We start from the raw sequence: 25,703 nt of genomic DNA on the forward strand, positions 1-25,703 counted from the left end.
GTTGTCCTGTCCGTCATGAGGTGGGTTCCCCGGAGCTGTGCGCACCGAGGATGCCCTGCTTGGCGTGCTGCGGTCGGTTACCGCCCAAACCGGGCAGTAGCGAATGACCACGGTAGCTGACCACGGTCTGGATCAAGCCGAGCGCCATCACCGACGCGACCGCGGTGAACCCGATCCACCAGGTCGGCGGCAGCAGCACGCCCATCGCGCCGCCGATCACCCAGGCCAGCTGCAGCACGGTTTCGGAGCGGCCGAAACCGGACGCGATGGATTCCGGCGGCAGGTCGTCCTGGATCGACGCGTCCAGCGACACCTTGGCCAGTGCGCTCGCGCAGGCGGCGACCATGGTGGCCAGGGCCGCGCCCATCAGGTTGTCCAGCAGCGCCGCCACCACCGCGACCGCCAGGCAGGCGACGGTGCAACTGAGCACGATCAATTGGGGGCGGCCGAGTTTCATGCGCGCGCCGCTGGCGTTACCGGTGAAATTGCCGATGGTGGCCGCCGCGCCGATCACGCCGAGCATGGCGATCTGCTGCACCGGCCGGTGCTCGGTGGCCTTGGCCACGAACGCGCCGTAGAAGGTGAGGAAGCCGGTCAGCACGCGCACGGTGCCGTTGCCCCACAGCCCGGTCACCACCGAACGGCCCAGGGGCTGACGGCGTTTGCCGGGCTGCACCTGGTCGGGGTCGGCGGGATCGAGCACCTCGGTGCGGGCGTCCTCGCCGTGGTAGCCGAGGGTGGCCGGCACCTCGCCCTCGGTGACCTCCACCCAGGACGGGATGCGCAGGCTCAGCACCGCGCCCGCGGCGGCGAGCGCGGCCGCGAACAGCAGCGCACCGGTGGAGCCGGTCAGCTTGGCGGTCAGCGCGGCCACGCCGCCCGCGCCCAGCGTGCCGCCGACCAGACCGAACACGGTGAGCCGGGAGTTGGTGCGCACCAAGTCCATTCCCGGTGGCAGCACGCGCGGAGTGACCGCCGACTTCAGCACCGAGAAGGACTTGCTGAGGATCATCATGCACAGGGCCAGCGGGTACAGCGCCCAGTTGTCGATATTGAAGATGAGCAGCATGGCGATGAACACCCGCAACCCGAACGAACCCGCCAGCGCGACCCGCCGGCCGCGTTGCAACCGGTCCAGCATCGGCCCGATCACGGGGGCGATCACCGCGAACGGCGCGATGGTGATCAGCAGGTACAGCGCCACTTTGGTTTTCGATTCCGCGGTGGCGCTGGCGAAGAACAGCGTGTTGGCCAGCGCCACCGCGATCGCCGCGTCGGTCGCGAAGTTCGCCATGGTGGCGTAGATCAGCGCGGTGAGTCCCGATTCCTCCGCGCCGTCGGCCTTGGCGGCCCGCTGGAAGGTGGCGAAACCGCTCTGCGTCAACTCGATACTGCGCCGCGCCGCCACCCGCGTGACGGTCAGCTTGCGCGGGGGCTTGTGCAGGCCGGCGGTGTCGGGCGAGCCGGGTTCGGGCGTAGGCGCCTGCGGGAGAGTCTCTTCCATCTCACCGTAGGGGTTACCCGGGTCATCGCCACGGTAACGAGCGGGCGGGGGAGGCTCGGAACCGGAGGAGCGCCCGGCTCGCGGATGCTGCGGCCGCGCCGATCCGGTGTCGTACGAACGGGTTTGCTCCGCATCCCGTGACCAGGGGTCGCCCTGTTCGTAGGGCCGGGTTCGTTCCAAGTCCGCGCGGCGCGACGAATCGTGTCGCTGCTGGTGTTTCGGATCCGAGTGATGCCCGGAGTCCGGCTGGTAGCGGACGGGCCGCTTGGTGCCGAAGTCGTGGGGCTGCTGCCACTCCGGCGGACCGCCCGGCGCGGCCTCCGGGCCGCGGCCCTCGTACGGCCGGGTGGGCGGATCGTCGCGGTCGCGCGCGTCGTGTTCGTGCCGGGCGTCGGCCTTCGCCTGACGCCGGCGCGCCCACCGGGAGGTGGGGGCGTCCGCGCCGCGCCGGGCGAGAAATTCCGGCACTTCGGGCTCGTCGCGGGCGGGCCGCGGGTCGCGGCCCGCGCGGTTGGCGGGCGGATAGCTGTTGTACCCCGGGTGCCTGTCGATCATGGGCGAGTCCTCGTCGCCCCAGCGACCTGGGTCGGCACCGGGGTCACGGGGAGGAGTCACGCCTCCAATTCTTGCAGTGCCGCGGTCCGGCGGCTGCACTACCGCCGGTGTGGGCCGCCACAAGTTCGATTCGCGGCCGGTTTCGCCGGGGGCGGTCAGTCCGGAACGAAGCGGACTTCGTAGGAGGTCGGCCACTTCTTTCCGGTCAGCAGGAAGTGATCGGTGCCGGGGAGTGCGGCAATGCCGTTGAGGACGTCGGTGTCCGGGGTCCGGTCCTTTTTCGGGAGCAGTCCGGCGGCGTCGATGGCGGCCAGCACCTCGCCGGTCTCGGGGTTCACGCGCAGGATGGTGTCGGTCGGCCAGAGGTTGGCGTAGACGGAACCGTCCGGCGCGCAATCGAGTTCGTTGAGCTTCGCGTCCTGGTGGCTGGTGAGGGCGACGGTGCCGGTGACCGCGAAGGTCAGCGGATCGCGAAAGGTGAGCGACGCGCTGCCATTGCTCATGACCAGCCGGCCCCCGCGCGTGCACAGCCCCCACCCCTCGCCGTCGTAACCGGTCCGGCGGATCTCGGTGAGCGTGGCCGGATCTCGCGCGAGGGCGATGCCGTCCTTGTAGGTCAGCTGCCACAGCAGGTCGCCGGCCCGCGTGATGCCCTCGCCGAACAGGGGTGCGGGCAGGTCGGCGCGCGCGAGTTCGGCGCCGGTGGTCAGGTCGGTGGCGCGGACGAAGGAGTGGCCCGCGAGGCCGGTGCTCTCATAGAGAACAGACCCGTCGGCTTCCAATCCTTCGGTGAACGCGCCCGGATCGTGCGGGCGCGTCGCGATCACCTCTACCCGCCACTTCGGCGTGTTGTCGCTGCTGGTGCAGCCCGTCACGGCCGCGGCCGCGGCCACGGCGACCGCCAGCGTGATCGTGACGGCCGCTACCGGTGCACGGCGTTTGCGCTCCATACGGCAAAATGTAGGGCGTGAGCGCGGTTGGAGTTTCGGAGCCCGATGTACGGCCGATCCTGGCGGAGGCGGTCGAGCTGGCCCGCCGTGCGCTCCTGGATCTGGAGCCGGTCGGTGTGGGCGCGCATCTGGGCGTGTCCGCCGAGGACGAATCCTCGGCCACCCATCATTTCGCGGCCACCCTGCCCGGCTATCACGGCTGGCAGTGGGCGGTCGTGGTGGCGGCTCCGCCGGAGGCCACGGTCGCCACGGTGAGCGAGTCGGCGCTGCTGCCCGGCCCGGACGCGCTCGTCGCCCCCGATTTCATTCCCTGGGATCAGCGCATCCGCCCCGGCGATCTCGCGCCGGGCGATCTGCTGGCCCCGCCGGCCGGCGATCCGCGCCTGGTGCCCGGCTATGTGATCAGCGGCGATCCGGCCGTCGACGAGGTCGCCCGCGAGCTCGGACTCGGCCGCCCCCAGGTGTTGTCGCGCGAGGGCCGCGAGGAGGCCGGCGAGCGCTGGTTCGCCGAATACGGTCCGGACACCGAGATGGCGCGTGCGGCACCGTCCACCTGCGGGCTGTGCGGGTTCTATGTTCCGCTCGCCGGCGCGCTGCGCGCCGCGTTCGGCGTGTGCGCCAATGCCATGGGCGCGGACGGGCGGGTCGTGCACGTGGCCTACGGCTGTGGCGCGCATTCGGATGTGGAGCTGCCCACCGGTGGCGGCTCGCCGCTGTACGAGGCCTACGACGACGCCGCGGTGGAGTTGATCCCCGCCGCCGAACTCCGCCCGGAAACCCCGGCCGACGCCCCGAGCGCGGAGGCGGCGGAGCCCGCCCCCGAGACCGCGGACGCCGCGCCGGAGGCCCGGTTCGAGGCGGCCGATCCCGATGCGGTGTACGACGATGCCCGGGCCGTGTCCGCGGTGCGGGTGGAGCCCGAGGCGGGGGCGTCCGAATCACGCTGAGCGGTGGGCTGTAACCTGCCGCGGATGCTTGGCTTCGGCATGCCATAAAACCGTTGTGCGGGAAAGGGTGTAGGCGTGATCGCGACCGACCTGGGGGATCCGTTCGGGACCGAGGCACTGCGGGCGGGGGTGGTCGCCGCCTGGCGCGGCTCGCCCACCCGGCTGCGCGAGGACGCCGCGACCGAGGCCGATCTGGTGCGCGCCGGCTACCGCGACCGGCTGCTCACCGAATTGGCGCAGAACGCCGCCGACGCCGCGGTGAAGGCGGGCGTGCCCGGCCGGGTCGCGGTGTGGCTGGACGGCCGCACCCTGCACGTGGCCAATACCGGTGCCCCACTGGATGTTTCGGGCGTGCACGCGCTGACGGCGCTGCGCGCCTCGGGTAAGACCGAGGGTGCGGCGGTCGGCAAATTCGGTGTCGGGTTCACGGCGGTGCTCACCGTGTCCGACGAGGTGGAATTGCGGTCGTCCGCCGGGTCGGTGCGCTTCTCCCGCGCCGACACGCTGGCGCTGCTGGCCGACCAGGGTGTCGAACTGCCGTCGCAGCCGGAGGGTTTCGAACCGCCCGCGCTGCGCCTGGCATGGGCGATCGAGCAGCGGCCCGCCGCCGGATTCGACTCCGAGATCGTGCTGCGGCTGCGCGCGGACGTGGACACCGTGGTCCTGCTCGCCGAGATGCGGGCCGAGGCGGTCGATCTGCTGCTGGAACTGCCCGCACTGCAGGTCATCCGCATCGGCGACGACGAGATCGCCGCCACCGCAACCGAACTCGAGCACGGCCTCACCGAACTGCGGGTCACCGACCCGAACGCCGGTGAGCGCGTGTGGTGGGAGTTCCGCACCGGCCGCGCCCGGTGGCTGCTGCCGATCCGCGACGGCCGCCCGGTCGCCGCCGCCCCGGACGTCCTGCGCGCCCCCACCCGCTCCGACGAGGAGCTCTCCCTCCCGGCCCTGCTCATCGCCGATATCCCGATGCAGCCCGACCGCCGCCGCCTGCTGCCCGGCGGCCGCCCGGCCGAACTCGCCGCCGGCTACGCCGATTTCGCCCGCGCCCTGCCGCCCCGCGACCGCCTGGTCCTGGTCCCGCTCCCAGGCTTCGCCCGCAGCGAGGCCGACAGCACCTTGCGCGAGGCTCTGATCGCCGAACTGCGCGACACCGAATGGCTGCCGGTGCGCTCCGTTCAGGCACACCCCGAGAACGAAACCGCGAGCGCGCCAGTAGATTTCGAGGCACTGCTCGGTGGCGACGCGGCAGCGGACACCGGCATCGACGCGACGAGCGCCCCCGAAGCGGACGAATCCACCGGCGCCGCACCGGGTGTGGCGCGCGGCGCGGCCAAGCCGCGTCCCGTGCGGGCGGAGGCGGAGACGCTACCGCTGTGGGAGCTGCCGCTGCCGGACGAATCGCCCGGCGAGGCCGTCGAACCCCACGACATCATCGGGCCGCACGACGAGATCGCCCCCGACTTCTCGGCGGAGTTCGATGATCCCAATGCGTTGGGGATGGTTGTGGATGAATCCGCGACCCCCGAATTCGCGGCGGCGACCGTGGATTCGTACGGTCATGCCGTGGCCGCGCCGCGTCACGCCAGCGTCTTCACCGGCGCCACCACGGAATTGGCCGCGCTGCTGGCGGAGCTGGTCGGCCCGCTGGTGATTCCGGAGCTCTCCGGTCGCCTGCACGCCGACGCGCTGTCGGTGCTGGACGTGCACCGCATCGGCCTGGCCCGCATCGCGGAGCTGTCGGGCAGCCTGGAACGTGAACCGCAGTGGTGGTATTCGCTCTACGACGCGCTGGATTCCTTCGCGACCGACCCGCTGTCGGTGGAGGAATTGGGGGCGCTGGCGGTGCCGCTGACCGACGGCCGCCTGGTGACCGGCCCGCGCACCGTGGTGCTGGACGATCGGCTGGAGTCGGCGGTCCCGGTGCACTGGGCGCGGCTGGTGCATCCGGAGGCGGCGCACGAGCTGCTGGGCCGGCTGGGCGCGCGCCCGGCCACGCCGGAGGATCTGCTGAACGATCCTGCGCTGCAGGCGATTCTGGAGGACGATCCGGGCGATCCCGACACCGTGGACGCGGTGCTGAGCCTGGCCGCCCACACCCTCGCCGCCCCCGGCGCGCTGCCGACCTGGCTCGGCCTGCTCGAATTGCCCGACGCGGACGGCGAACCGCTGCCGGCCGACGAACTGCTGCTGCCCGGTGCGCCGCTGGGCCGGGTGCTGGTCGAGGATTCGCCGTTCGCCACCGTCGACGCTGACGTCCTGGCGCGCTACGGCCCGGAAGCCTTGCGCGCCATCGGCGTCGGCTGGGGTTTCACGCTGGTGACCGAATCCGATCCGACCGGCCCGGACCATCACCTCGACGACGAGGAGACCTGGTGGGACGGTCTCACCGACGATCCGGCCGAACTGGTCGCCGTGCGGGATCTGGATCTGGTGGACGAGGCCGAATGGCCGGAGGCGTTGCGGCTGTTGCTCTCCGATCCGGCCACCCGCCCCCTGCTCGCCGACCGCGACGGCTACACCGCGTGGTGGCTGCGTCAGCACGCCCACATCGACGGCATTCCGCTGGGCCTGCTGCGGCATCCGGACGACACGCTGTTCGCGGGCCTGCTCCCGCAGCTGCCCGGTTTCGAAGCGGGTGATCTGGCGGTCCTGCGCGGCGTGCTGGCCGACCCGGAGGTGCTGACCCCGGCGCTGGCCGAGGAACTGCTCGACGCCTTGGCCGATCCGGCGAGAAGGCCGGGCCCGGAGTCGATTTCGCAAACCTACCGGCTGCTGGCCGAGGCCGCCGAGTCCGGTCGCCTGGACATCGGGGAGCTGGTCCTGCCGGGCCAGGTGCGCGCCCTGTCCGGCGAGGTCATCCCGGCCGCCGACGCCCTGGTGCTGGACCGTTCCTGGCTGGGCCCGGCGCTGCCGGTCGACCGCCTGGTGGTCGGCGACATCGCGTCCGCGAAAGCCCTGGCGACCCTGCTGAACCTGCCGCTGGCCTCGGAGGTCGTCGACGCCGAGGTGGTGAGCACGGGCCGCGCCACCTCGTGGGCGGCCGAACCGCTGGGCGTGCTGCTGCGCACGCAGTTCGATTTCACCACGCCCCCGGGCGAATTGGAGGTGCACGACGAGTTGCGGGTGCGGCTCACCGGCGCCTACGAGGCCACGGTGGTGGTGGCGTGGTGGCGGTCGGGCGATGTCACGCACGTGCAGGCGCAGCCCCAGAACCTCGCCCGTCGCTGAAGCTGGGCCGCGAAATAGTATCCGGCACGGGCGTTTTCGCTGCCCGCGCCGGATGAGTATGGGGGCCCGGGTCAGGCCGCGTGGGCTGCCACGGTGGTGGCGAGGATGTCCAATTGCTCACGGACGGCGGCGCTGTCGTTGTCCACCAGCCACCGCAGCACGATGCCGTCGATGGTGTTGAGGATGAACCGGGACAGGGTGCCGACCGGAACGCTCCACTGGGTGCCGGTGGCTTCTCGCGCGTGCTCGCAGACATCGGCGACGGTGGAGTCGTTGAAGGTGTACTGCTCGCGGGCGATGGCGAGTTTCGCGGGGGTGGATTCGCCTTCGCGCAGCGCGTAGGTGGTGGTTTCGTAGGTGAGTAGCTGACGTTCCGGGGTGGCTTCGATGTTGAGCCACATGAGTTCCAGTCCGGCGCGCAACAATTTTTGAAGCGCTTCTTTTCCGGTTCCGACGTCCTGCCATACCGCTTCGTTGGCATCGACGGAATCACGCAATTCCATCGACAGCGCCTTGACCAGCTCGGTCATCAGCTGATCTTTGTTTTCGAAACAGTAATGCACCACACCGAGGGAAACACCGGCTGCCTGGGCAACATCGCGCGTGGTAACTCCTGCCACGCCCTTTTTTTCGGCAAGGCCGATGGCTGCCTCGATAAGGTGGGCCCGTCGTTCTTCGACGCTCAATCGGGAGGACACTCCAGGGAGTTAAGCGTCCGTGACGCGCGCAGTCAATTCGCACGCTCCTCAAGTTCGTTTTGCGCGGTGGGTTTGGACCAGCGGTCTGCTGGGCATTCCAGACATTCGTTACGACACGGCGGAATCTGTAAACCCGCGACCGGTCGGTAATGCGTCACTCCAAGCCGAGTTGCGCGCCTTTGTCGCCGCGGCGCGCGGCCCGGCGTTGAATCGTGAAGATCGTGTAGCCGAGCATCCCGACGGCCAAACCCATCAGACAGACCGGACGCGCCGTCGCCCAGGCGTCGTCGGCCCACACCGCGATCGTCGCGATCAGGAAACCGACGGTGCCCACGGCGAGCACGGGACGCGGATCGGTGAAGCGCGGGGGAATCTCCGGCACGGGCGGCGTCGTCACCCCCTCAGACTAGTGGGCCGCACGCGAACAGCCGACTCCCGCGCGAGCGGTCCCGTATCGTTTGCCTCTGTGACAACGCCTTCCGACATTCGAGCGCTCGCCGGTGAACTCTCGCTGGCGGTGGTGCGCTTGACTCGGCATCTGCGGGGCAGGCGGGCCGATGCCCAGATTTCGCTGACCCAGCTGTCCGCGCTCGCCACGCTCAATCGGGAGGGCGAGATGACGCCCGGCACGCTGGCCGCCAAGGAGCGGGTGCAGCCGCCGAGCATGACCCGGGTCATCGCCTCGCTGTCGGAAATGGATCTGGTGGAACGCAATCCGCATCCGACCGACGGGCGGCAGATCATCGTGTCGCTCTCGGCCGCCGGGCGGGCGCTGATCCAGGACGAGAACCAGGCCCGCGAGGCGTGGATGACCGATCAGCTCTCGGAGCTGTCGGCCGACCAGCTGAAGGTGCTGGCCGAGGCCGTGGGGATCATGAAGCAGATCGTGGATCAGTCGGAATAGGTGATCAATACGTCGCGAAACGCCGGTCGCTGTCGACGATTTCGCGGCCCAGCGGGAACAGCGACACCGGGATCAGCTTGAGATTGGCCCAGGCGAACGGGATTCCGATGATGGTGAGGGCGAGCGCGATGCTCGTCATCAGGTGACCCAGCGCCAGCCACCAGCCGGCCACGATGACCCAGATGACGTTGCCGAGCATCGAGCCCACGCCCGCACCGGGTTTCTCGACCGCTTCCCGGCCGAAGGGCCAGAGCACGAAGTTGGCGACGCGGAAGGACGCGATGCCCCACGGGATCGTGACGATCAGCACGCAACAGAGGACTCCGGCCACCAGGTAGCCGAGCGCCATCCAGAATCCGACGAGCACCAGCCACAGGATATTGAGAATCAACTGGATGGGTTTCACGATCACCAGCATGCCAGCGCCCGGCGACCGCCCACCACCGGGAAAACCCTGAATTCGAGGTGGTGGACGGGCCTGGGGGTCGGAAGAAGCCGGATCAGAAGAACCAGCCCAGCTCCGCGTCCCGGTCTGCCGCGAACGCCTCGTCGAGGGCGCGCAGCTGCGCCGGGTCCTTGACCTGAATCCGGTTGGCGGCCGCGAGAACCCGCGCCCGATGCGCACCGAAGTAGAGGCTGCCCAGCACGTCGATGCCGAATTCGGCGTCCGGGGCGCGATCGGTGCGCTCGCATTCGGCGACGCCGTCGCGGACCCGCAGCGCGAAGCTGCCGCCGGCGGCGCGGAACGGATCCTCGATGGACACGACCACGTCCAGGTCACGCTGGTAGGTGCGGGCGGTGAGCGCGGCGGGCACGTCCATGACGCGGGTCCACAGCGTGTCGTGGCGGCCGGTCACCCGGACCAGGCGCGGGTCGGTCACCAGCCAGGGCAGTGGATCGTGCGGGGAGATCTCGGCTTCGATGGTGTCGACCAGGTCCAGGCTCAGCACCACCCGCCACAGGGCGGCGTGCGCCTCGGGCGTGATGGCGCGCAGCTCGTGCACGGTCGCGGTGTTCTTGCCCTCCGAGCTCCAGGCCCGGCGCAGAATGGCGTAGCCGTCGGGATGGACCAGGAAGAACAGCGGCGATCCGCCCTCCTGCTGGACGGCGGGCGCGAAAACCCGCTGCTGCCAGCGGGCTTCGGGTTTGGCCTGCGCGGCGGGCACCAGCCGGCGCCAGCGGTCGTAGATCTGCGGCACCCGAATCTTGGCCTCGGCCAGGGAGACGACCTCGACGCCGCCGGGATCCGGTGTGGTGGAACGGAATTGGGCTGCCCGTCCGCGCACGCTGATCTCGTCGACCACCGCCGACGGGCCGTAGCCGAAGCGGCCGTAGATGGTGCCCTCGCTGGCGGTGAAGATGGTCAGCGGCAGACCGGCCGCCTCGCTGCGCGCATGCAGTTCGGTGTAGATCGCCCGCAGGATGCCGCGCCGCCGATGGGTGGGCGCGACCACCACGCTGGTGACGCCGGACGCCTGCACGCTGCCGCCGCCGGGGACCGTGACGGTCATGACCAGGTCGTTGGCATGGCCGACGATCCGGTCGCCGTCCACCGCGACCAGGGCGCGCTCGGTGCGAAAGACCTTGGGGACGTATTCGCGTTCGGCGGGGCCCATCCGCATTCCGAAACTGAGCTCCGACAGCCGGAAGATCTCGTCTCGCTCGTCTGCTCGCGCCGATCGCACGGTGAAACCTGTCGTCGATGCCATACCCCGAACATCCCACGAATTTTCGATCACCGCACCCGAATTTTTCCCGGTGCCACCTGCCGCCCCCGCCGCGGCAGGTGACCACCGGTCTTCCCCCCGTGTGAGATCTGTTGTCTCACGGGAACAAGACTGCCGGGCGCGGCCAGCAAGATCCTTAACAAGTCCTTGTGAACGAAAAACCCCGCCGCAACGATGCGTTGCGGCGGGGTTGGTCGAATTACGCTCAGCGACCGGTGATCTCGATGTAGTCGCGTTCGCCGTAGCCGGTGTAGATCTGGCGCGGACGGCCGATCTTCAAAGGCTCGCCGTGCATTTCACGCCAGTGAGCGATCCAGCCCGGCAGCCGGCCCATGGCGAACAGCACGGTGAACATGCGGGTCGGGAAGCCCATGGCCCGGTAGATGACGCCGGTGTAGAAGTCGACGTTCGGGTACAGGCGGCGCTCGATGAAGTAGTCGTCGGTGAGCGCGGCCTCTTCCAGGGCCTTGGCGATGTCGAGCAGCTGGTCGTCGCCGCCGATCTTGGCCAGGATGTTGTCGGCGACCTGCTTGACCAGCGTGGCGCGCGGATCGTAGTTGCGGTAGACGCGGTGCCCGAAGCCCATGAGCTTCACGCCGTCTTCCTTGTTCTTGACCTTGCGGACGAACTCCTTGACGTCGCCGCCGCTGGCCTTGATGTCGTCCAGCATCTCCAGCACGGCCTGGTTGGCGCCGCCGTGCAGCGGGCCCCACAGCGCGTTGATGCCGCCGGAGACGGAGGTGAACAGGTTGGCGTCCGACGAACCCACCAGGCGCACGGTCGAGGTCGAGCAGTTCTGCTCGTGATCGGCGTGCAGCACCAGCAGCATGTCCAGCGCGGCGGCGATCTCCGGGTCGACCTCGTAGGGCTCGGCCGGGAAACCGAAGGTCATCCGCAGGAAGTTCTCCACCAGCGACAGCGAGTTGTCCGGGTAGAGGAACGGCTGGCCGACCGACTTCTTGTAGGCGTAGGCCGCGATGGTCGGCAGCTTGGCCAGCAGCCGGATGGTGGACAGCTCGACCTGCTCGGGATCGCGCGGGTCCAGCGAATCCTGGTAGTACGCCGACAGCGCGTTGACCGCGGAGGACAGCACCGGCATCGGGTGCGCGTTGCGCGGGAAGCCGTCGAAGAACCGCTTCAGGTCCTCGTGCAGCAGGGTGTGGCGGCGGATGCGGTCGGTGAAATCGTCGAGCTGGGCCTGGGTCGGCAGCTCACCGTAGATCAGCAGGTAGCTGACCTCGATGAAGGTGGACTTGCCGGCCAGTTGCTCGATCGGGTATCCGCGGTAGCGCAGGATGCCCGCCTCACCGTCGATGTAGGTGATGGCCGACTTGGTCGACGCGGTGTTCATGAAACCGGGGTCGTAGGTGACGTACCCGGTGCTGGCCAGCAGCTTGCCCAGGTCGATTCCGTCGTTGCCCTCGACAGCCTTGGCGACGGTCATCGGGTACTCGCCGCCCGGGTATTGCAGTACCGGCTTGGCGTCGTCGTCGACGTTGATGATGTTCTCAGCGGGCACGGAAGGATCCCTCTCAGGCTTGTAACCGTAGGCACCGGACGCGGTCGGCGCGCGATGCGCTTGACTCAACGCTAGTCGCTGTCCAAGACGCCCGACTAATGAGGGTGGCTCTTATTACCTCACGGTTACCGTATTTGCGTGTGAGGCGAGCGGCGATCATGTGCTACGCGCATGAACCCGGACGTCAGGCGAGCTGAACCTCCGAATGCGCACGTGCGACGCGGTAGCGGACGAACGCCGGGAAAGCCACCGCCGCGACCATCATTCCGATCACGACCAGCACACCGCCGCCCGCCGCCGCGGTAGCCGTACCCACGGCGGCGGCCGCGAAACCGTGCGCAACATCACCGATGCGCGGTCCGCCCGCCACCACGACGATGAACACGCCCTGCAGCCGGCCGCGCATCTCGTCGGTCGCCACCGACTGCAGCATGGTGGTGCGCAGGGCCGCGGAGAACATGTCCACCGCGCCGCCGAAGGCCAGGCATCCCAACGCGATCCACAGCGCGAGCGTCACCCCGAACCCGTGCCCGACCATGCCGACGGCCAGGCCGAACCCGACCATGCCCACGCCCCACAGCACGATGAGCACGATCACTGCCAGCCCCTGCCGCCGCACTCGCGTCAGCCAGCCCGAGAACACCCCGCCGGCCACCGCGCCCACCGACATGGCCGCGAACAGCAGGCCCAAAGCCGTTCCGCCGGAAGCGGAATCACCGAAACTGTCCTGCGCGATCTGCGGGAACAGGGCGCGCGGCATGCCGAACACCATGGCCACCACGTCCACCGCGAAGGAGGCCAGCAGGATGCGCTGGGTGGCCAGATAGGCGAAGCCGTCGAACACCTCGCGCAGGCCCGCGCGCCGGGCCTCGCCGTGCGGCGGGATCGGCGGCAGCTTCCAGATGGCCCACAGCGTGGCCAGCAGGGCGATCGAATCCAGCAGATACAGCGTGGCCAGGCCCGCGAACGGAATCAGCATGCCCGCCAGCACCGGTCCCGCGATCGCGCCGAACTGCATCACGGTCATGCTCAGCGAGTTGGCGGCCGGGAGTTGCTCGGGCGGCAGCAGGCGCGGGTAGACGGCGCTGCGGGCGGGTTGGTTCATGGCGAAGAACGCCTGCTGCACGGCGAACAGCACCAGCACCAGCCACGGATTGTTCAGTCCGGCGGCGGCCTGCGCCCAGAAGGCGAGCGAGGTGAGACCGGTGCCCGCGCTGGTGATCAGCAGCATCTTGCGGCGGTCCATGGCGTCGGCGAGCGCGCCGCCCCACAGACCGAACACGATGAGCGGGATCAAGCCGAACAGGCCGGCCAGTCCGACATACGAGGAGCTGTGGGTGATGTCGTAGAGCTGCTTGGGTACCGCGACCACGGACAGCTGCGCGCCGATGACGGTGACGATCCCGGTGGTCCACAACCGGCGATAGTCCGGATTCCGCAATGGAGTCATGTCGGCGAGCAGCTTCACCGATCAGACACTAGCCAGCGCAAATGCGGGTTGGCTAGGCATTATGGGCCCATCATCCCACCATTTGAACGTGAGATATCCAACTCCGATGCACGACGAGAGCGATCAGGGTTGCAGGCGTTCGATTTTCATGGCCGAGACATCCGTATTGCCCGGTTCCAGGGTGACCTTGATCCGATTGTGCATGCGGCTGCGGCGCCCCTGCCAGAACTCGACCGTCTCGGGCTCGATCCGGAAACCACCCCAGAACGGCGGCACCGGAATATCGCTCACCTCGGCGAAACGTTCGGCGGCCGCGTCCAATTGCCGATCCAGGTCCGCCCGGGACGCGATCGGCCGCGACTGCGCCGACGCCCAGGCCCCCAGACGGGAGCCGCGCGGCCGGGACTGCCAGTAGACCGCGGTCGCCTCGTCCGAGACGCGGCGCACCGGTCCGCGCACCGTCACCTGCCGCCCCATCGCCTGCCAGACGAAAGTGGCCGAGGCATAGGGGGTTTGGGTGAGCTGCCGGCCCTTGAAGGATTCGTAATTGGTGTAGAAGGTCACACCCTCGGGAGAGAGGCCCTTGCACAGCACGGTTCGCGACGACGGCCGCGGGCCGGATTCGGTGAGTTCGACCGTGCTCAGCACCATCGAATTGGGGTCGGTCAGTCCCGCGCTGGTGGCATCCTCGATCCAGGTGCGCAGCAACGGTTCCCAGCCGTCGGACAGCCAGGTCTCGTCGAGGTCGGTTTCGCGGCCCGGATGATTGTCGCCCTGATCGACTCCGTACTCGACCCGCAGGGCCGCGAGGTCGAGGTCCGCGGCGGCGTGCTGCGCAGTGGCGAATTTCTCCTGGTCAACCATGGGGCAGACGTTACTCCGCAGTAATGCGCGCGTTAAGCTCCAGATGATCGGCGTGGCCGCCCAGGGATCGGGCGGCCCGATTTTGCAAGGAGAGTCACAACATGACTGCCAGCGCTGCGGTACCCACCAATGTCGTCCCGGACGGCTTCGTGAGCGGTCTCGAAGGCGTGGTGGCCTTCACCACCGATATCGCCGAACCGGACAAGGACGGCGGTGCGCTTCGGTACCGCGGCGTCGACATCGAGGACCTGGTCGGCAACCGGGTGACCTTCGGTGACGTCTGGGCCCTGCTCGTGGACGGCGAATTCGGCCGCGGCCTGCCGCCCGCCGAACCGTTCCCGCTGCCCATCCACACCGGCGACGTCCGGGTGGACGTGCAGGCCGGTCTGGCCATGCTGGCCCCGATCTGGGGTTACCAGCCGCTGCTGGACATCGACGACGACACCGCGCGGGAGAACCTCGCGCGCGCCTCGGTGATGGCCCTGTCCTACGTCGCCCAGTCGGCGCGCGGCATCTATCAGCCCGCCGTGCCGCAGGCCAAGATCGACGAGGCGCAGACCATTACCGAGCGGTTCATGACCCGCTGGAAGGGCGACCCGGACCCGCGCCACGTGGAGGCCATCGACGCCTACTGGGTGTCCGCGGCCGAGCACGGCATGAACGCCTCCACCTTCACCGCCCGCGTCATCGCCTCCACCGGCGCGGACGTGGCGGCCTCGCTGTCCGGCGCGATCGGGGCCATGTCCGGCCCGCTGCACGGCGGCGCCCCGGCCCGCGTGCTGCCCATGATCGAAGAGGTCGAGAAGACCGGGGACGCGCGGGCTCTGGTCAAGGGCATCCTGGACCGCAAGGAGAAGCTGATGGGCTTCGGGCACCGCGTCTACCGCGCCGAGGACCCCCGCGCCCGCGTGCTGCGCGCCACCGCCAAGCGCCTCGACGCCCCGCGCTACGAGGTCGCCGCCGCCCTGGAGCAGGCCGCCCTGGCCGAGCTGCGCGAGCGCCGCCCCGACCGCGCCATCGAGACCAATGTCGAGTTCTGGGCCGCCGTGATCCTGGACTTCGCCGAGGTGCCGGCGCACATGATGCCCGCCATGTTCACCTGCGGCCGCACCGCCGGCTGGTGCGCCCACATCCTCGAGCAGAAGAAGCTCGGCAAGCTGGTCCGCCCGGCCGCCATCTACACCGGCCCGGCCCCGCGCCTGCCGGAGACGGTGGCAGGCTGGGACCTGGTGTCGCACAAGTAATTCGACCGGCTCACGCCGAACGACAGTGGCCCGCAGCGAGTTTCGCTGCGGGCCACTGCTTTGGGCGGAGAATGGCGCTTCCCTATGGCTTCGGGGGTTTCAGGGAGAACCCCTGAGGGCCCCGGGAGTTGGCTCAGCTCACCCCTTGACGACGATCGTCCCCACGATCTTGTCACCGAGGGTCTGCTTCTTCTCGTCCCACAGCGGCCACAGCCAGCCCAGGTAGCAGGCCAGGGAGTTGATGTATCCCGCGAGGTAGCGCACCACCGCCATGCCGAAACCGATGGGCTGCCCGGTCGCTTCCTTGAGCACGCGAATGCCGACCACTCGTTTGCCGAGCGTCTGCCCGGTGGTGCCCTCCTGGTAGGCGAAGAACAGCCCGACGCCGAGGAAGAGCACGAAGGCCAGCAGCGAGCAGATCGCGCCCAGCGCGTTCAACGAACCGGTGTCGCACGAGGTGTAGTACCCGCTGGTGGTGCAGGTGGGCTCCGAGGTGCCCGCGGTCACGGCGACGAGATAGAGCACTCCCGCCGGCGCGCCGACGATGAGGCTGTCGATCAGCCGGGCCCCGAGGCGGGCGCCCCAGCTCGCATACTCTGCTCCGTATCCCCCGAACGGAGCATATCCGGGCTGCGGTGCGCCGAACCCGGGTTGCGGTGCACCATAAGCGGGTTGGGGCGCGCCGTACGCCGGCTGCTGTGGCGCGCCGTACGCCGGCTGCTGCGGTGCGCCGTACGCCGGCTGCTGCGGTGCGCCGTACGCCGGCTGTTGCGGTGCGCCGTACGCGGGTTGCGGTGCGCCGTAGGCGGGTTGGGGCGCTCCGTAACCGGGCTGCGGCGCGCCGTAGCCGCCCGGCGCGGGCTGATCGGCGGGCGGGTAGCCGTATCCAGGCTGCTGCGGCGGATACGGGTTGTTCGGGTATGTCATTCGATTCCTAGCAAAGGGTTGATTCGGTCGAGCAGGCTACAGTCTGGGGCACCCGGGCCGATTGCATGAACTGGAAATCGATCACACCCGTCCCGGCGGGTTGCGGAACGATGGCGAACCGGTTGCCGGTCGGCGACGGTTGCGACAAACCTGATCCTGGTCCTGGCCTCGAGGACCGAATTCACATAACCTGCACCGGTGCCCGACGCAGGAGTTTCCAGGCGCGGCTTCCTCGCCGCCGGCGCGGCGGTGGCCGCGGGCCTCGTCACCGCCGGATGCGGTGTGGCGAGCGGTAATTCGTCCGATCGCATCCTGGAACCGCCCCGGGGCGGCGCGGACGCGGCGACCGCACCCGCCAAACTGCCCATCTCCACGGCCAATCCCGACGCCGTCGTCGCCAAGTACGCCGGCCGGCAGCCGCGGGCGTGGGGCACCGATATCGACGGCATCATCACCGGGTTCAATCCCACCGGCAAGCAGTTCGCGGTCACCTTCGACGCCTGCGGCGGTCCGGGCAACAACGACATCGACGAGAACCTGCTGGCCTTCCTGCAGGCGCAGCAGATTCCGGCCACCCTGTTCCTGAACAAGCGCTGGATCGACGCCAATCCGGCCCGCGCCGGGCAGCTGGCCGACAATCCGCTGTTCGAGATCGGCAATCACGGCACCGCGCACTGCCCGCTCTCGGTGACCGGCCGCGCCGCCTACGAGATCAAGGGCACCGGCTCCGCGCAGGCCGCGGTCGACGAGGTGTGGGGCAATCATCAGCGCATCGCCGCGCTCACCGGGCACGCGCCGCGCTTCTTCCGCGCGGGCACCGCGCACTACGACGATGTGGCGGTGTCGATCGTCAAGGACCTCGGCGAAACCCCGGTCGGCTATTCGCTCAACGCCGATTTCGGCGCGACCGCCACCGCCGCCCAGGTGCAGCAGAACATGTCCGTCGCCAAGACCGGCGGGGTCTCGCTGGCCCATATGCACCGCCCGAAGTCGGGCACCGGTCCCGGGATGCTCGCGGCCCTGCCGGCCTTGAAGGCCAACGGCTTCCAGTTCGTGCACCTGCCGTAGGGGTTCGTGCACCGGGGTACGGATCAGGCTTCGCGGGAGGCGGCCCAGTCGACGACCACGGATTCGCCGCGGTCCACGGTGAAGAAGGCGACCTCCAGGTGGCGGCCCAGATCGACCAGTTCCATGGCCGACAACGGCACCGGCTGCACCACCCGCACCCGCCACGGGCCCGGCTCGTCCCAGGCGTGCAACTCGAGGTCCAGCCGCAATACCGGATCGTCGCGACCGGAGTAGTCGGCCGCCACGGCCGTCGCCGCCAGCACGGTGGCCCGCGCGCGCCGCCCGTCGGCGAGAATCTTGGCGACGCCGGTGCGCGAAGTCTCCTCCGGCGCGGGCGGATACAGCGCCACCCGATCGTGATCGCCCGGATCCACCCGGCAGCACACCACATCGCCCGGCTGCATCCACTCCCGATCCGCCGCGTGCACCCGCTGCCGCACCCGCGTCTCGTACCCGTGCCGGTCCGCGAGCTGCACCCGGACCCAGAACTCTTGGTCCGCATCGTTTTTCGCCGCGGAGCGGACGCTCAGGATGGTGGCGGCGCCCTCGACGCCGTGCAGCAGCAGTGCGCGGCGGGCGGCGTCGTCGAGGGTGGGACCGCGGCGGGCGAGACCGCGGGAGCCGAATTGCGAGGACAGTCGGGCCAGCAGGCCCAGGCGCGGCAGCGGGCCATCCGGGCCCGGGCCGGGCGGGGGAGTTGCGGGACCGGACGGTTGATCCGGGGTGGTGCTCGGTCGCTCGTGTGCGGCCATGTCCATGGCGGTAAACCGTAATCGTTCTGTGGTTCGTGCCACAGCGATACGCGCATGCCGCCGCGTCCATTCGAAGTATTGACCCCGGGCTTACCGCTGTGACCACCGAGTTCTGTTTTCGAGAGCGGGGCGGTCGGCACGGTTTTGTGCTTCGGACCCCCTCGCGTACTCGGGTGATAGCACCTCTACCCTTGTCGCCATGACCTCTGCGTTCCCGACCATCCCCGACGATCTCAAGCCCGCCGATGGACGGTTCGGTTGCGGCCCCTCCAAGGTCCGCCCCGAGCAGCTGCAGTCCCTGGTGGATACCGGCGCTTCGGTGTTCGGCACCTCCCACCGGCAGAAGCCGGTCAAGGACGTGGTGGCCCGGGTGCGCTCCGGTCTGCGCGAATTGTTCTCCCTGCCCGACGGTTACGAGGTCGTGCTGGGCAACGGCGGCACCACCGCGTTCTGGGACGCCGCCGCCTTCGGCCTGATCCGTGAGAAGTCGCTGCACCTGAGCAATGGCGAGTTCTCCTCGAAGTTCGCCTCGGTCGCCAAGGGCAACCCGTTCATCGGCGACCCGATCGTGGTCAAGTCGGAGCCGGGCGATGCCCCCGAGCCGACCTCGGACCCCTCGGCCGACCTGATCGGCTGGGCCCACAACGAGACCTCCACCGGTGTCGCCATCCCGGTGTCGCGTCCGGCCGGTTCCGAGCACGCCCTGATCGCCATCGACGCCACCTCCGGCGCGGGCGGCCTGCCGGTGAACATCGCCGACACCGACGTGTATTACTTCGCGCCGCAGAAGTGCTTCGCCTCCGACGGCGGCCTCTGGGTCGCGCTGATGAGCCCCAAGGCGCTCGAGCGCGTGGAGGAGATCAAGAACTCGGGTCGCTGGACTCCGGAATTCCTGTCGCTGCCGATCGCCATCGACAACTCCACCAAGGATCAGACCTACAACACCCCGGCGCTCGCCACCCTGTTGCTGTTCGCCAACCAGATCGAATGGCTCAATGGCAACGGCGGTCTCGATTGGGCCGTGAAGCGCACCGCCGATTCCTCCTCGCGCCTGTACTCGTGGGCCGAGACCAGCGAATTCGCCACGCCTTTCGTGCAGAACCCGGCGCTGCGCTCGCAGGTGGTCGGCACCATCGACTTCGTCGATTCGGTGGACGCCGCCCAGGTGGCGAAGGTGCTGCGCGCCAATGGAATCGTGGATACCGAGCCCTACCGTAAGCTGGGTCGTAACCAGCTGCGTGTCGGTATGTTCCCGGCCATCGATCCCGAGGACGTCTCGCAGCTGACTCGCTGCATCGATTGGGTTGTGGGACAGCTCGGCTGAGCCGAAAATCTGGCACAGCGGAGATCGAAAACAGGTAAGACTATGCGGCGCGGGAGTCTGGCGACAGATTTCCGCGCCGCGTGTCTTGCCCCATGATTAACAGAAGTGCACTACTGTTCCAGAACGTGGGCGGTGTCGCGAGCCTAGCTATAGCTGTGAGTTACGCAGCGAACAGGAGGTAACGGTGCGTGAACTTCGAGTGATCGGATTGACGCCCGATTCCACGCACATCGTGTGCATCGATACCGAGAGCGGCCAGAAGTACCGGCTCGCCGCCGATGACAAACTGCGCGCCGCTGCCCGCGGAGATCTTGCCCGATTCGGCCAAATCGAGATCGAAACGGAAGCCACGATGCGTCCTCGCGATATCCAGGCCCGCATCCGCGCGGGCGCCTCGGTGGAGCAGGTCACCGAGGAGTCGGGCATGCCGCTCTCGCGCGTCGAGCGCTTCGCGTATCCCGTTCTGCTGGAACGCGCCCGGGCCGCCGAGCTGGCGCAGAAGGCGCACCCGGTGCGCAACGACGGTCCCGCCGTGGAGACCCTGATCGAGATCGTGTCCGCCGCCTTCGCCGAGCGCGGCCACAATATCGAGGTCGCCGAGTGGGACGCCTGGAAGGACGAGAAGGGCTACTGGGTGGCCCAATTGCAGTGGCAGGCGGGCCGTTCGGTGATCGCCGCGCACTGGCGCTACCAGCCGGACGCGCACGGCGGCTCGGTGGTGCCGCTGGACGATCCGGCCTCCGATCTCATCGATCCCGACTTCGGCCGGGCCCTGCGCGGCCTGGCGACCATCCTGCCGGATCAGACCGAGCCCGTGGTGGAGGCGGTCCCGGTGGCCGCGCCCGCGCCGGCGCCGCGGGAAGAGCGCGCGCCCGAATACGATTCGGCGCCCGCACGGGTCGCCACCCAGCAGGAGTCCGAGGACTTCTACGAGCAGCGGCCCGCGGTCGGTGACGGCACGGTGCCGGCCGCCCCGGCCACGGTGGCCACCGCGGCCGCTCCGGCGCCGGCTCCGGCCGTGAAAGAGCCCGCGGCCCCGGCGGTCCCGGCCGCCCCGGCTCCGGCCGTGCCCGCCGCCGAGGCCACCCCGGAACCGGCCCCCGCGCCCGCTTCGGCGCAGCCGGCCGCGAAGCAGAACGCGCAGAAGGCGAATCGGGCCAAGCGCGGCGGCAAGGCCCCGATGCCGTCCTGGGAAGACGTGCTCCTAGGGGTTCGCAGCTCCGGCCACTGAGCCCACGCGTCCCGTTCTCGGGCCGCTCGCGAATTTAGAGGATGCTAGAGGGTTGCTGACTCTCGGAGCGTCCGCTGCCCGGCGCGCCGCGAAACAGGTTCGGCAACAGCGACATTTCGGCCGTCTCGGGGGTAGATTCGAATCCGTTGGCGGTCTTTGCCGACGGACGGCCGCCTGTATTGCTCATAGTTAGCCAGCTTGTGCGCAATGACAGAGGGAGGTGACGTCGGTGCCGTCAACGGTCTCATCCCTGTGGTATGTCGACGCGCCCGATCCGGTGGCGGTGCTGCGTGAGCACCCGGGCCCCGACCCGGACGCCGCCTTCGCGCTCGCCAAACAGCTCAACCCGGACCGCGACGTGGTGCCCGCGGCGTCGGGCACCATGAAGGTGTGGGCCGGGCCCGACCCCGAATCCGTCTATATCGGTTGCTATCCCGGCGTCACCGTCATGTGCTCCAACCAGGCCGCGCTGCCGCGCCCCACCAAACTGCCGGAGCTGCTGGTGCGCCCGCTCGCCTCCGAGCACACCTACCTGGTGTCCTACGATCTCTCGCTGGGCTGGGGCGCGTTCGCGGAATGGGAGCGCGGCGAATTCCGCCGCTCCTTCAGCGCCACCCGGGTCAATATCCTCGAGGACGAGGGCATGCCGCGGGTGTGGGAACGCGACTACTGGGCCGGCGAGCACCCCATCGGCCTGGCGCCGGGCGAACTGCCCGATCCGCAACTGCTGCCGTTCGACCCGCCCGAATTCGCCGAAGCCGCCAACCGGGAGTGGCTCGGATTCCGTTATCGCGAACGCGGTTCCGAGGACGTGCTCACCGCCGGCCTGATCGAGGTCTGCGGATTCTCGCTGTTCCCCAAGGGGGAGGCGCCCAGGCTCGAACCGGAGGTCGCGGCGCCCGTCGAGCACGACGGCCGGCGCGGACTGCTGCGCTGGCTGCGCGGCCGCGACCGGGTGTCCTGACACCTCTCGGCAGCGAATTCAGAACAGCGGCAGGGCGACCCAGGCCAGCAGCACTCCCGCCGCCAGCCCCGCGATCACCCAGCGGGTCACCGGCGCGAACCGCCACCGCCACGCGGTCGGCGCGGCGCCGCCCACCGCGATCAGGTTGACCGCCACCGACAGCAGCGGATGAATCTGCGCCAGCGCGGCCCCGAAGGCGTACACGCCCGCTGCGGCCAGCGCCGCCACCAGCGCCACGACCGCGATCCCGGCCCCCCACGGGGTCGGTTCGGAGTAGCCGTATCCATACGGTCCGTCGGGCGGATGACTCACTGGTTTCGCACTCTCTCGTAGAAGGCCATGGCGGCCGCGGTCGCCACATTAAGCGAATCGGTGCCCGGCGTCATGGGGATGCGGGCGCGAATGTCGCTGGCCCGCATGGTCTCCTCGGTGAGCCCGGGGCCCTCCGCGCCGAGCAGCAGGGCCACCCGATCGCCGGTCATGGCGGTGGCGAGGGTGTCGGCCTTCGGATTGGGGGTCAGCGCGATGATCTGGAAACCCCGGTCGCGCAGCAGGTTCAGGCCGTCCGGGAACGGCGGCAGCTGGGCGAAGGGCACCCGCAGCACGTGGCCCATGGACACTCGAACCGCCCGCCGGTACAGCGGATCCGAGCAGCGGTCGCCGAACAGCACGGCGTCCGCGCCCAGCCCGGCGGCATTGCGGAAGATCGAGCCGATGTTCTCGTGATCGTTGACGCCCTCGAGCACCGCCACCGTCCGCGCGTCCGCCAGCACCTCGCCGGCGCTCAGTTCGCGCGGCCGATACGCGCCCGCGAGCACGCCCCGATTCAAATGGAATCCGACGATCTCGGCCATCACCTCGGCGCCCGCCCGGTAATACGGAATATCCACGCCGGCGAGATCCGCTGCCAGCTGCTCGTAACGGCGTTCCACGCCCAGCAATGCGAACGGCGTGAATCGCGAGGCCAGCATGCGCTGCACCACGACCACGCCCTCGGCGATCACCAGACCCTTGCCGCCGGGCAGGTCGGGACGACGATCGGCATTGTTGAGATCGCGGAAATCGGCGACCCGCGGATCGCGCGGATCGTCGATATCGATTACTTCGGCCACCGGGCCAATTCTGCCTCCGGCGCAGCGGTGCGAATCCACGGGGATAAGGTGATCGGGACCTGAATCCCGATCCAATCGAAGAGGACAGCCCATGAGCAGCAAGCCGGAAATCGAGTTCCAGGACGGCCCCGCCCCCGTCGAGCTCGTGATCAAGGACCTGGAAGTGGGCAGCGGCAAGGAAGCGCAGCCGGGTGACAACGTGACCGTCCACTACGTGGGCGTGGAGTACGACACCGGCGAGCAGTTCGACGCCTCCTGGGATCGCGGCGAGGCCATCACCTTCCCGCTGCGCGGGCTGATCCAGGGCTGGCAGGACGGCATCCCGGGCATGAAGGTCGGCGGCCGCCGCCAGCTGACCATCCCGGCCAAGCTGGCCTACGGCGAGTCGGGCGGCCACCAGCTCTCGGGCAAGACCCTGGTCTTCGTCATCGATCTGCTCGATGTCCTGAACTGACGTCGGAGACGAGAAAGCGGTGGTCGACTGCGCTGAAAGCGCAGTCGACCACCGCTTTTCGAGCCTTACACCTTCACGACGATGCTGTTGATGATCTTGTCGGCGAAGGTCTGCCGCTTGGCATCCCACAGCGGCCACAGCCAGCCGAGGTAGCAGGCCAGGCTGTCGAGCACATGGCAGATCTGCCGCACGAACGCCATGCCGAAGCCCAGTACCTGCCCGTCCGCTTCCCGAATCAGCTTGATGTTCAACATCTTCTTGCCGGGCGTCTGACCGGTCTTGCCCTCCATATAGATGAAGTACAGCCGCCCGACGAGCGCGATGAGCGCCCCGATCAGGATCAGGACCAGCCCGCCCGCCGACAGCCCGCCCGAGCACGAGGTGCTGTAGGACGAGTCGGTGGAGTCGCTGACGCAGTTCGTGTCCTTGAACCCGATGGCGAAGCCGATCCCGTAGAAGATCGCCGCCGGCACGCCGACGATCAGCGAGTCGATCAGGAGCGCGGCCACCCGCGCACCCCAGTGGGCATAGGGCTGCGGGGGATAGGCGGCATAGCCCCCGCCGGGCGGGTAGCCGTAGCCGCCGGGCTGTTGCGGCTGCTGCGAGTAGGGATCGTTGCCGTACGTCATCGGATCCTCCCCAGAGGGATGCGGGGGTATTGCCCCCGCATTGTCTCCCGAATCACGAACCTACGACGGCATTCATGATGGTTCCGGCGCTGGTGGCGGTCGCGCCGCCCAGCATGGCGTTGGCGACCATCTTCGGCGAGGCCGAGCCGCCGCCCCACTTCTCCCAGGCGAAGCGCCCGCCGCCGTAGGTGATCGCCGCGATGCCGGACATCTGGATGAACCAGGTGAAGTAGCGGAACATCTTCATCATCTTGTCGGCCATGGGCGGGGTCTCCGCGGTGGGATTGCCCATTTGAGCGAGAACCGTGCCGTACATGTCGTGCGCGGCCATCAGCATGCTCACGAGTCGTTTCCTCTCCGGTACCGGTGCGCTGGGTGAAGCCAGGGAGCGGATAGAGCGGACGAGCTTCCGAAACGGGTCGATTAGAGCAATTCGGGCACAGTGTAACCCGGTGCACCGCCGAACTGTTGCTGAATATTTGCGAACGTTATTTGCGAACGATGTCCACGGGGTCGGACAGGGCTGCCGAAATGGTCACTTGCTGCGGAACTCCGAGCTGGGGGAGTGAACCGAGTGCCTGATTCGTCTGATTGCCTAGGGTTTTCGTGACCGCCTGCAACTGGGAGACGCCGCCGGTCAGCGCCTGCATGGCCGCCACCAGCTGGGTGCCCGCCTGATCGGCGATGGCCGGAATCTGCTGCGCCAGCGACGCGCCCTGATTCAACTGCGCGCTGGCGTCCGTGAGCCGACCGGCCGCATCGCGCAACAACTGCCCCACCTTCGTGTCCGGGGTGACTTGCGTGCCCGTCAGATTGGCGAAACCGCTCAACTGGGCATCCGCCTGATTCGCCACGGTCTGCAAGCCCTGCAGCTGGGTGATGACACTGGCCAGCTGCGGATCCTTCGCGAACGGCAGCGACTGCAGGATCGGCACCACCAGATTCAGCCCGCCCGCCAGCACGCTCGCCGACTGGCCGACCTGCCCCATGGTCACCCCGGTCGAATCCAGCGCCGTCGCAAGCTGATTCGCCTGCGTGGTGGCCGCCGAGAGCGTGCCGTTGAGCGCGTCGATGCCCGAGGTCAGCTGTCCCGCACCGGCTTTCGCCTGCTGCAGGAAGGCCGTCATCTGATCGGCCCCGCCGGAGAACTGCGCGGCCCCGTCGGCGGCGGCCTGCACGCCCGCGCTCAGCAACTGCGAGGTCGAGGCGATCTGCGAGACCTGCAGCCGCGCGGTGTTCATGGTCGAGAACATGGTGTCCAGACCCGCGGCGCTGATCTTCTTGGTCACCTCGTTGACCGCGTCGTTGACCAGGTTGGCGTCGGCGCGGTCCGCGGTGGTCACGGTCACCTGCGCCTTGACCGGCTTGGCGGTGGCCAGCGAGGTGACGTCGGCGGTGAGATCGGTGGGCAGGGTGACGATGGCGGCGTAATCCTTGGTGCTCGCGTCGTCCACCACGTCCCAGTGCCGATTCGTGCTGCCCTGCAACTCCTTCGCGATGCGCGCGCCCAGCGGACCGCTGTCACCGTTGATGAGCGCGACCGCGGTGGGCGCCGAGCGCAGGCGCAGCACGCTGAGGGTGCCCGCGGTGACCGCGGCGGCGAGCAGCAGGACGATCAGGACCCAGCGGGTGCGTTTTCCGAACAC

General features: G+C 69.1%; 25 protein-coding genes. 9 read left to right on the top strand and 16 right to left on the bottom strand.

Annotation, left to right across the window (positions count from 1 at the left end):
- Positions 1–13 precede the first annotated feature (13 nt).
- Both D7D52_RS05330 and D7D52_RS05335 read right to left on the bottom strand, forming a co-directional pair.
- On the bottom strand, positions 14–1,684 hold the full coding sequence (locus D7D52_RS05330; RefSeq protein WP_425464658.1) for an MFS transporter: 1,671 nt from the start codon (positions 1,682–1,684) through the stop codon (positions 14–16).
- 530 nt (positions 1,685–2,214) lie between these two features.
- Positions 2,215–3,009: a glutaminyl-peptide cyclotransferase gene (locus tag D7D52_RS05335; RefSeq protein ID WP_120735315.1), complete on the bottom strand. Its 795-nt coding sequence runs from the start codon at positions 3,007–3,009 to the stop codon at positions 2,215–2,217.
- 17 nt (positions 3,010–3,026) lie between these two features.
- Here D7D52_RS05335 and D7D52_RS05340 point away from each other — a divergent pair, with 17 nt between their 5' ends.
- Complete coding sequence (locus tag D7D52_RS05340; protein WP_120735316.1) at positions 3,027–3,956, top strand: DUF3027 domain-containing protein; 930 nt, start codon at positions 3,027–3,029, stop codon at positions 3,954–3,956.
- 78 nt (positions 3,957–4,034) lie between these two features.
- On the top strand, positions 4,035–7,190 hold the full coding sequence (locus D7D52_RS39000) for a sacsin N-terminal ATP-binding-like domain-containing protein (protein ID WP_425464659.1): 3,156 nt from the start codon (positions 4,035–4,037) through the stop codon (positions 7,188–7,190).
- 71 nt (positions 7,191–7,261) lie between these two features.
- On the opposite strand, the gene D7D52_RS05350 is transcribed toward D7D52_RS39000, so the two are convergent.
- Together D7D52_RS05350 and D7D52_RS05355 are read right to left on the bottom strand one after the other, a co-directional pair.
- On the bottom strand, positions 7,262–7,876 hold the full coding sequence (locus tag D7D52_RS05350) for a TetR/AcrR family transcriptional regulator (RefSeq protein ID WP_246023645.1): 615 nt from the start codon (positions 7,874–7,876) through the stop codon (positions 7,262–7,264).
- Between the two features lie 166 nt (positions 7,877–8,042).
- Positions 8,043–8,285: a DUF2530 domain-containing protein gene (locus D7D52_RS05355; RefSeq protein WP_120735318.1), complete on the bottom strand. Its 243-nt coding sequence runs from the start codon at positions 8,283–8,285 to the stop codon at positions 8,043–8,045.
- 69 nt (positions 8,286–8,354) lie between these two features.
- Here D7D52_RS05355 and D7D52_RS05360 point away from each other — a divergent pair, with 69 nt between their 5' ends.
- Positions 8,355–8,792 carry a MarR family winged helix-turn-helix transcriptional regulator gene (locus tag D7D52_RS05360; RefSeq protein WP_120735319.1) on the top strand — a complete coding sequence of 146 codons (438 nt, stop codon included), beginning with the start codon at positions 8,355–8,357 and terminating at the stop codon, positions 8,790–8,792.
- Between the two features lie 4 nt (positions 8,793–8,796).
- Here D7D52_RS05360 and D7D52_RS05365 read toward each other — a convergent pair whose 3' ends face one another.
- The 5 genes from D7D52_RS05365 to pdxH all read right to left on the bottom strand — a co-directional run bounded on the left by D7D52_RS05365 (position 8,797) and on the right by pdxH (position 14,352).
- Entirely contained in the window at positions 8,797–9,210 is a 414-nt protein-coding gene (locus tag D7D52_RS05365; protein WP_222932787.1) for a YccF domain-containing protein, read from the bottom strand.
- Positions 9,211–9,292: 82 nt separating this feature from the next.
- Positions 9,293–10,501, bottom strand: coding sequence for a GNAT family N-acetyltransferase (locus D7D52_RS05370; RefSeq protein WP_120735320.1), 1,209 nt, complete (start codon positions 10,499–10,501; stop codon positions 9,293–9,295).
- A 223-nt stretch (positions 10,502–10,724) separates the two neighbouring features.
- The gene (locus D7D52_RS05375) at positions 10,725–12,038 is read right to left on the bottom strand and encodes a citrate synthase (protein WP_120735321.1); all 1,314 of its coding nucleotides are present in this window, start codon (positions 12,036–12,038) and stop codon (positions 10,725–10,727) included.
- Positions 12,039–12,222: 184 nt separating this feature from the next.
- Positions 12,223–13,488, bottom strand: a complete 1,266-nt coding sequence (locus tag D7D52_RS05380) for an MFS transporter (protein ID WP_120743828.1) — start codon at positions 13,486–13,488, stop codon at positions 12,223–12,225.
- A 123-nt stretch (positions 13,489–13,611) separates the two neighbouring features.
- Positions 13,612–14,352: a pyridoxamine 5'-phosphate oxidase gene (pdxH, locus tag D7D52_RS05385; RefSeq protein WP_120735322.1), complete on the bottom strand. Its 741-nt coding sequence runs from the start codon at positions 14,350–14,352 to the stop codon at positions 13,612–13,614.
- 101 nt (positions 14,353–14,453) lie between these two features.
- On the opposite strand from pdxH, the gene D7D52_RS05390 reads away from it, so the two are divergent.
- Positions 14,454–15,596: a citrate synthase 2 gene (locus tag D7D52_RS05390; RefSeq protein ID WP_120735323.1), complete on the top strand. Its 1,143-nt coding sequence runs from the start codon at positions 14,454–14,456 to the stop codon at positions 15,594–15,596.
- 138 nt (positions 15,597–15,734) lie between these two features.
- Here the strand turns inward: D7D52_RS05390 and D7D52_RS05395 are convergent, their stop codons facing one another.
- Complete coding sequence (locus D7D52_RS05395) at positions 15,735–16,523, bottom strand: RDD family protein (RefSeq protein WP_120735324.1); 789 nt, start codon at positions 16,521–16,523, stop codon at positions 15,735–15,737.
- Positions 16,524–16,721: 198 nt separating this feature from the next.
- On the opposite strand from D7D52_RS05395, the gene D7D52_RS05400 reads away from it, so the two are divergent.
- Positions 16,722–17,591 (top strand): polysaccharide deacetylase family protein, encoded by an 870-nt coding sequence (locus tag D7D52_RS05400; protein WP_246023646.1) that lies wholly within the window; start codon positions 16,722–16,724, stop codon positions 17,589–17,591.
- Positions 17,592–17,614: 23 nt separating this feature from the next.
- Here D7D52_RS05400 and D7D52_RS05405 read toward each other — a convergent pair whose 3' ends face one another.
- Positions 17,615–18,349: a hypothetical protein gene (locus D7D52_RS05405; RefSeq protein ID WP_246023647.1), complete on the bottom strand. Its 735-nt coding sequence runs from the start codon at positions 18,347–18,349 to the stop codon at positions 17,615–17,617.
- Positions 18,350–18,542: 193 nt separating this feature from the next.
- Between D7D52_RS05405 and serC the strand changes: the two genes are divergently transcribed.
- The 3 genes from serC to D7D52_RS05420 all read left to right on the top strand — a co-directional run bounded on the left by serC (position 18,543) and on the right by D7D52_RS05420 (position 21,862).
- Positions 18,543–19,667 carry a phosphoserine transaminase gene (gene serC, locus D7D52_RS05410; RefSeq protein ID WP_120735325.1) on the top strand — a complete coding sequence of 375 codons (1,125 nt, stop codon included), beginning with the start codon at positions 18,543–18,545 and terminating at the stop codon, positions 19,665–19,667.
- Between the two features lie 184 nt (positions 19,668–19,851).
- Complete coding sequence (gene sepH / locus D7D52_RS05415) at positions 19,852–20,898, top strand: septation protein SepH (protein WP_120735326.1); 1,047 nt, start codon at positions 19,852–19,854, stop codon at positions 20,896–20,898.
- 229 nt (positions 20,899–21,127) lie between these two features.
- Positions 21,128–21,862, top strand: coding sequence for a DUF6928 family protein (locus tag D7D52_RS05420; protein WP_246023648.1), 735 nt, complete (start codon positions 21,128–21,130; stop codon positions 21,860–21,862).
- 18 nt (positions 21,863–21,880) lie between these two features.
- On the opposite strand, the gene D7D52_RS05425 is transcribed toward D7D52_RS05420, so the two are convergent.
- Together D7D52_RS05425 and D7D52_RS05430 are read right to left on the bottom strand one after the other, a co-directional pair.
- Positions 21,881–22,174 (bottom strand): DUF2537 domain-containing protein, encoded by a 294-nt coding sequence (locus D7D52_RS05425; protein WP_120735328.1) that lies wholly within the window; start codon positions 22,172–22,174, stop codon positions 21,881–21,883.
- Positions 22,171–22,974, bottom strand: a complete 804-nt coding sequence (locus tag D7D52_RS05430; protein ID WP_120735329.1) for a TrmH family RNA methyltransferase — start codon at positions 22,972–22,974, stop codon at positions 22,171–22,173. Before D7D52_RS05430 ends, D7D52_RS05425 begins: the two co-directional genes overlap by 4 nt.
- A gap of 91 nt (positions 22,975–23,065) precedes the next feature.
- Between D7D52_RS05430 and D7D52_RS05435 the strand changes: the two genes are divergently transcribed.
- The gene (locus D7D52_RS05435) at positions 23,066–23,428 is read left to right on the top strand and encodes an FKBP-type peptidyl-prolyl cis-trans isomerase (protein ID WP_120735330.1); all 363 of its coding nucleotides are present in this window, start codon (positions 23,066–23,068) and stop codon (positions 23,426–23,428) included.
- 65 nt (positions 23,429–23,493) lie between these two features.
- Here the strand turns inward: D7D52_RS05435 and D7D52_RS05440 are convergent, their stop codons facing one another.
- From D7D52_RS05440 to D7D52_RS05450, 3 genes are all read right to left on the bottom strand, one after another.
- A complete protein-coding gene (locus D7D52_RS05440) occupies positions 23,494–24,057 on the bottom strand; it encodes an RDD family protein (RefSeq protein WP_120735331.1) in 564 nt (187 codons plus the stop codon).
- A 52-nt stretch (positions 24,058–24,109) separates the two neighbouring features.
- Positions 24,110–24,394, bottom strand: a complete 285-nt coding sequence (locus D7D52_RS05445) for a hypothetical protein (RefSeq protein ID WP_120735332.1) — start codon at positions 24,392–24,394, stop codon at positions 24,110–24,112.
- A 151-nt stretch (positions 24,395–24,545) separates the two neighbouring features.
- Complete coding sequence (locus tag D7D52_RS05450; protein ID WP_120743831.1) at positions 24,546–25,703, bottom strand: YhgE/Pip domain-containing protein; 1,158 nt, start codon at positions 25,701–25,703, stop codon at positions 24,546–24,548.

This window comes from Nocardia yunnanensis, from assembly GCF_003626895.1.
Classification (GTDB): domain Bacteria; phylum Actinomycetota; class Actinomycetes; order Mycobacteriales; family Mycobacteriaceae; genus Nocardia; species Nocardia yunnanensis.

Bases quoted from the DNA above. Each gene is read 5' to 3' on its own strand.
- serC (WP_120735325.1), top strand. From the start codon at position 18,543: ATGACCTCTGCGTTCCCGACCATCCCCGACGATCTCAAGCCCGCCGAT.
- D7D52_RS05395 (WP_120735324.1), bottom strand. From the start codon at position 16,523: ATGACATACCCGAACAACCCGTATCCGCCGCAGCAGCCTGGATACGGC.
- D7D52_RS05440 (WP_120735331.1), bottom strand. From the start codon at position 24,057: ATGACGTACGGCAACGATCCCTACTCGCAGCAGCCGCAACAGCCCGGC.
- D7D52_RS05335 (WP_120735315.1), bottom strand. From the start codon at position 3,009: ATGGAGCGCAAACGCCGTGCACCGGTAGCGGCCGTCACGATCACGCTG.
- D7D52_RS05370 (WP_120735320.1), bottom strand. From the start codon at position 10,501: ATGGCATCGACGACAGGTTTCACCGTGCGATCGGCGCGAGCAGACGAG.
- D7D52_RS05380 (WP_120743828.1), bottom strand. From the start codon at position 13,488: ATGACTCCATTGCGGAATCCGGACTATCGCCGGTTGTGGACCACCGGG.
- pdxH (WP_120735322.1), bottom strand. From the start codon at position 14,352: ATGGTTGACCAGGAGAAATTCGCCACTGCGCAGCACGCCGCCGCGGAC.
- D7D52_RS05390 (WP_120735323.1), top strand. From the start codon at position 14,454: ATGACTGCCAGCGCTGCGGTACCCACCAATGTCGTCCCGGACGGCTTC.
- D7D52_RS05365 (WP_222932787.1), bottom strand. From the start codon at position 9,210: ATGCTGGTGATCGTGAAACCCATCCAGTTGATTCTCAATATCCTGTGG.
- D7D52_RS05435 (WP_120735330.1), top strand. From the start codon at position 23,066: ATGAGCAGCAAGCCGGAAATCGAGTTCCAGGACGGCCCCGCCCCCGTC.
- D7D52_RS05445 (WP_120735332.1), bottom strand. From the start codon at position 24,394: ATGCTGATGGCCGCGCACGACATGTACGGCACGGTTCTCGCTCAAATG.
- D7D52_RS05405 (WP_246023647.1), bottom strand. From the start codon at position 18,349: ATGGACATGGCCGCACACGAGCGACCGAGCACCACCCCGGATCAACCG.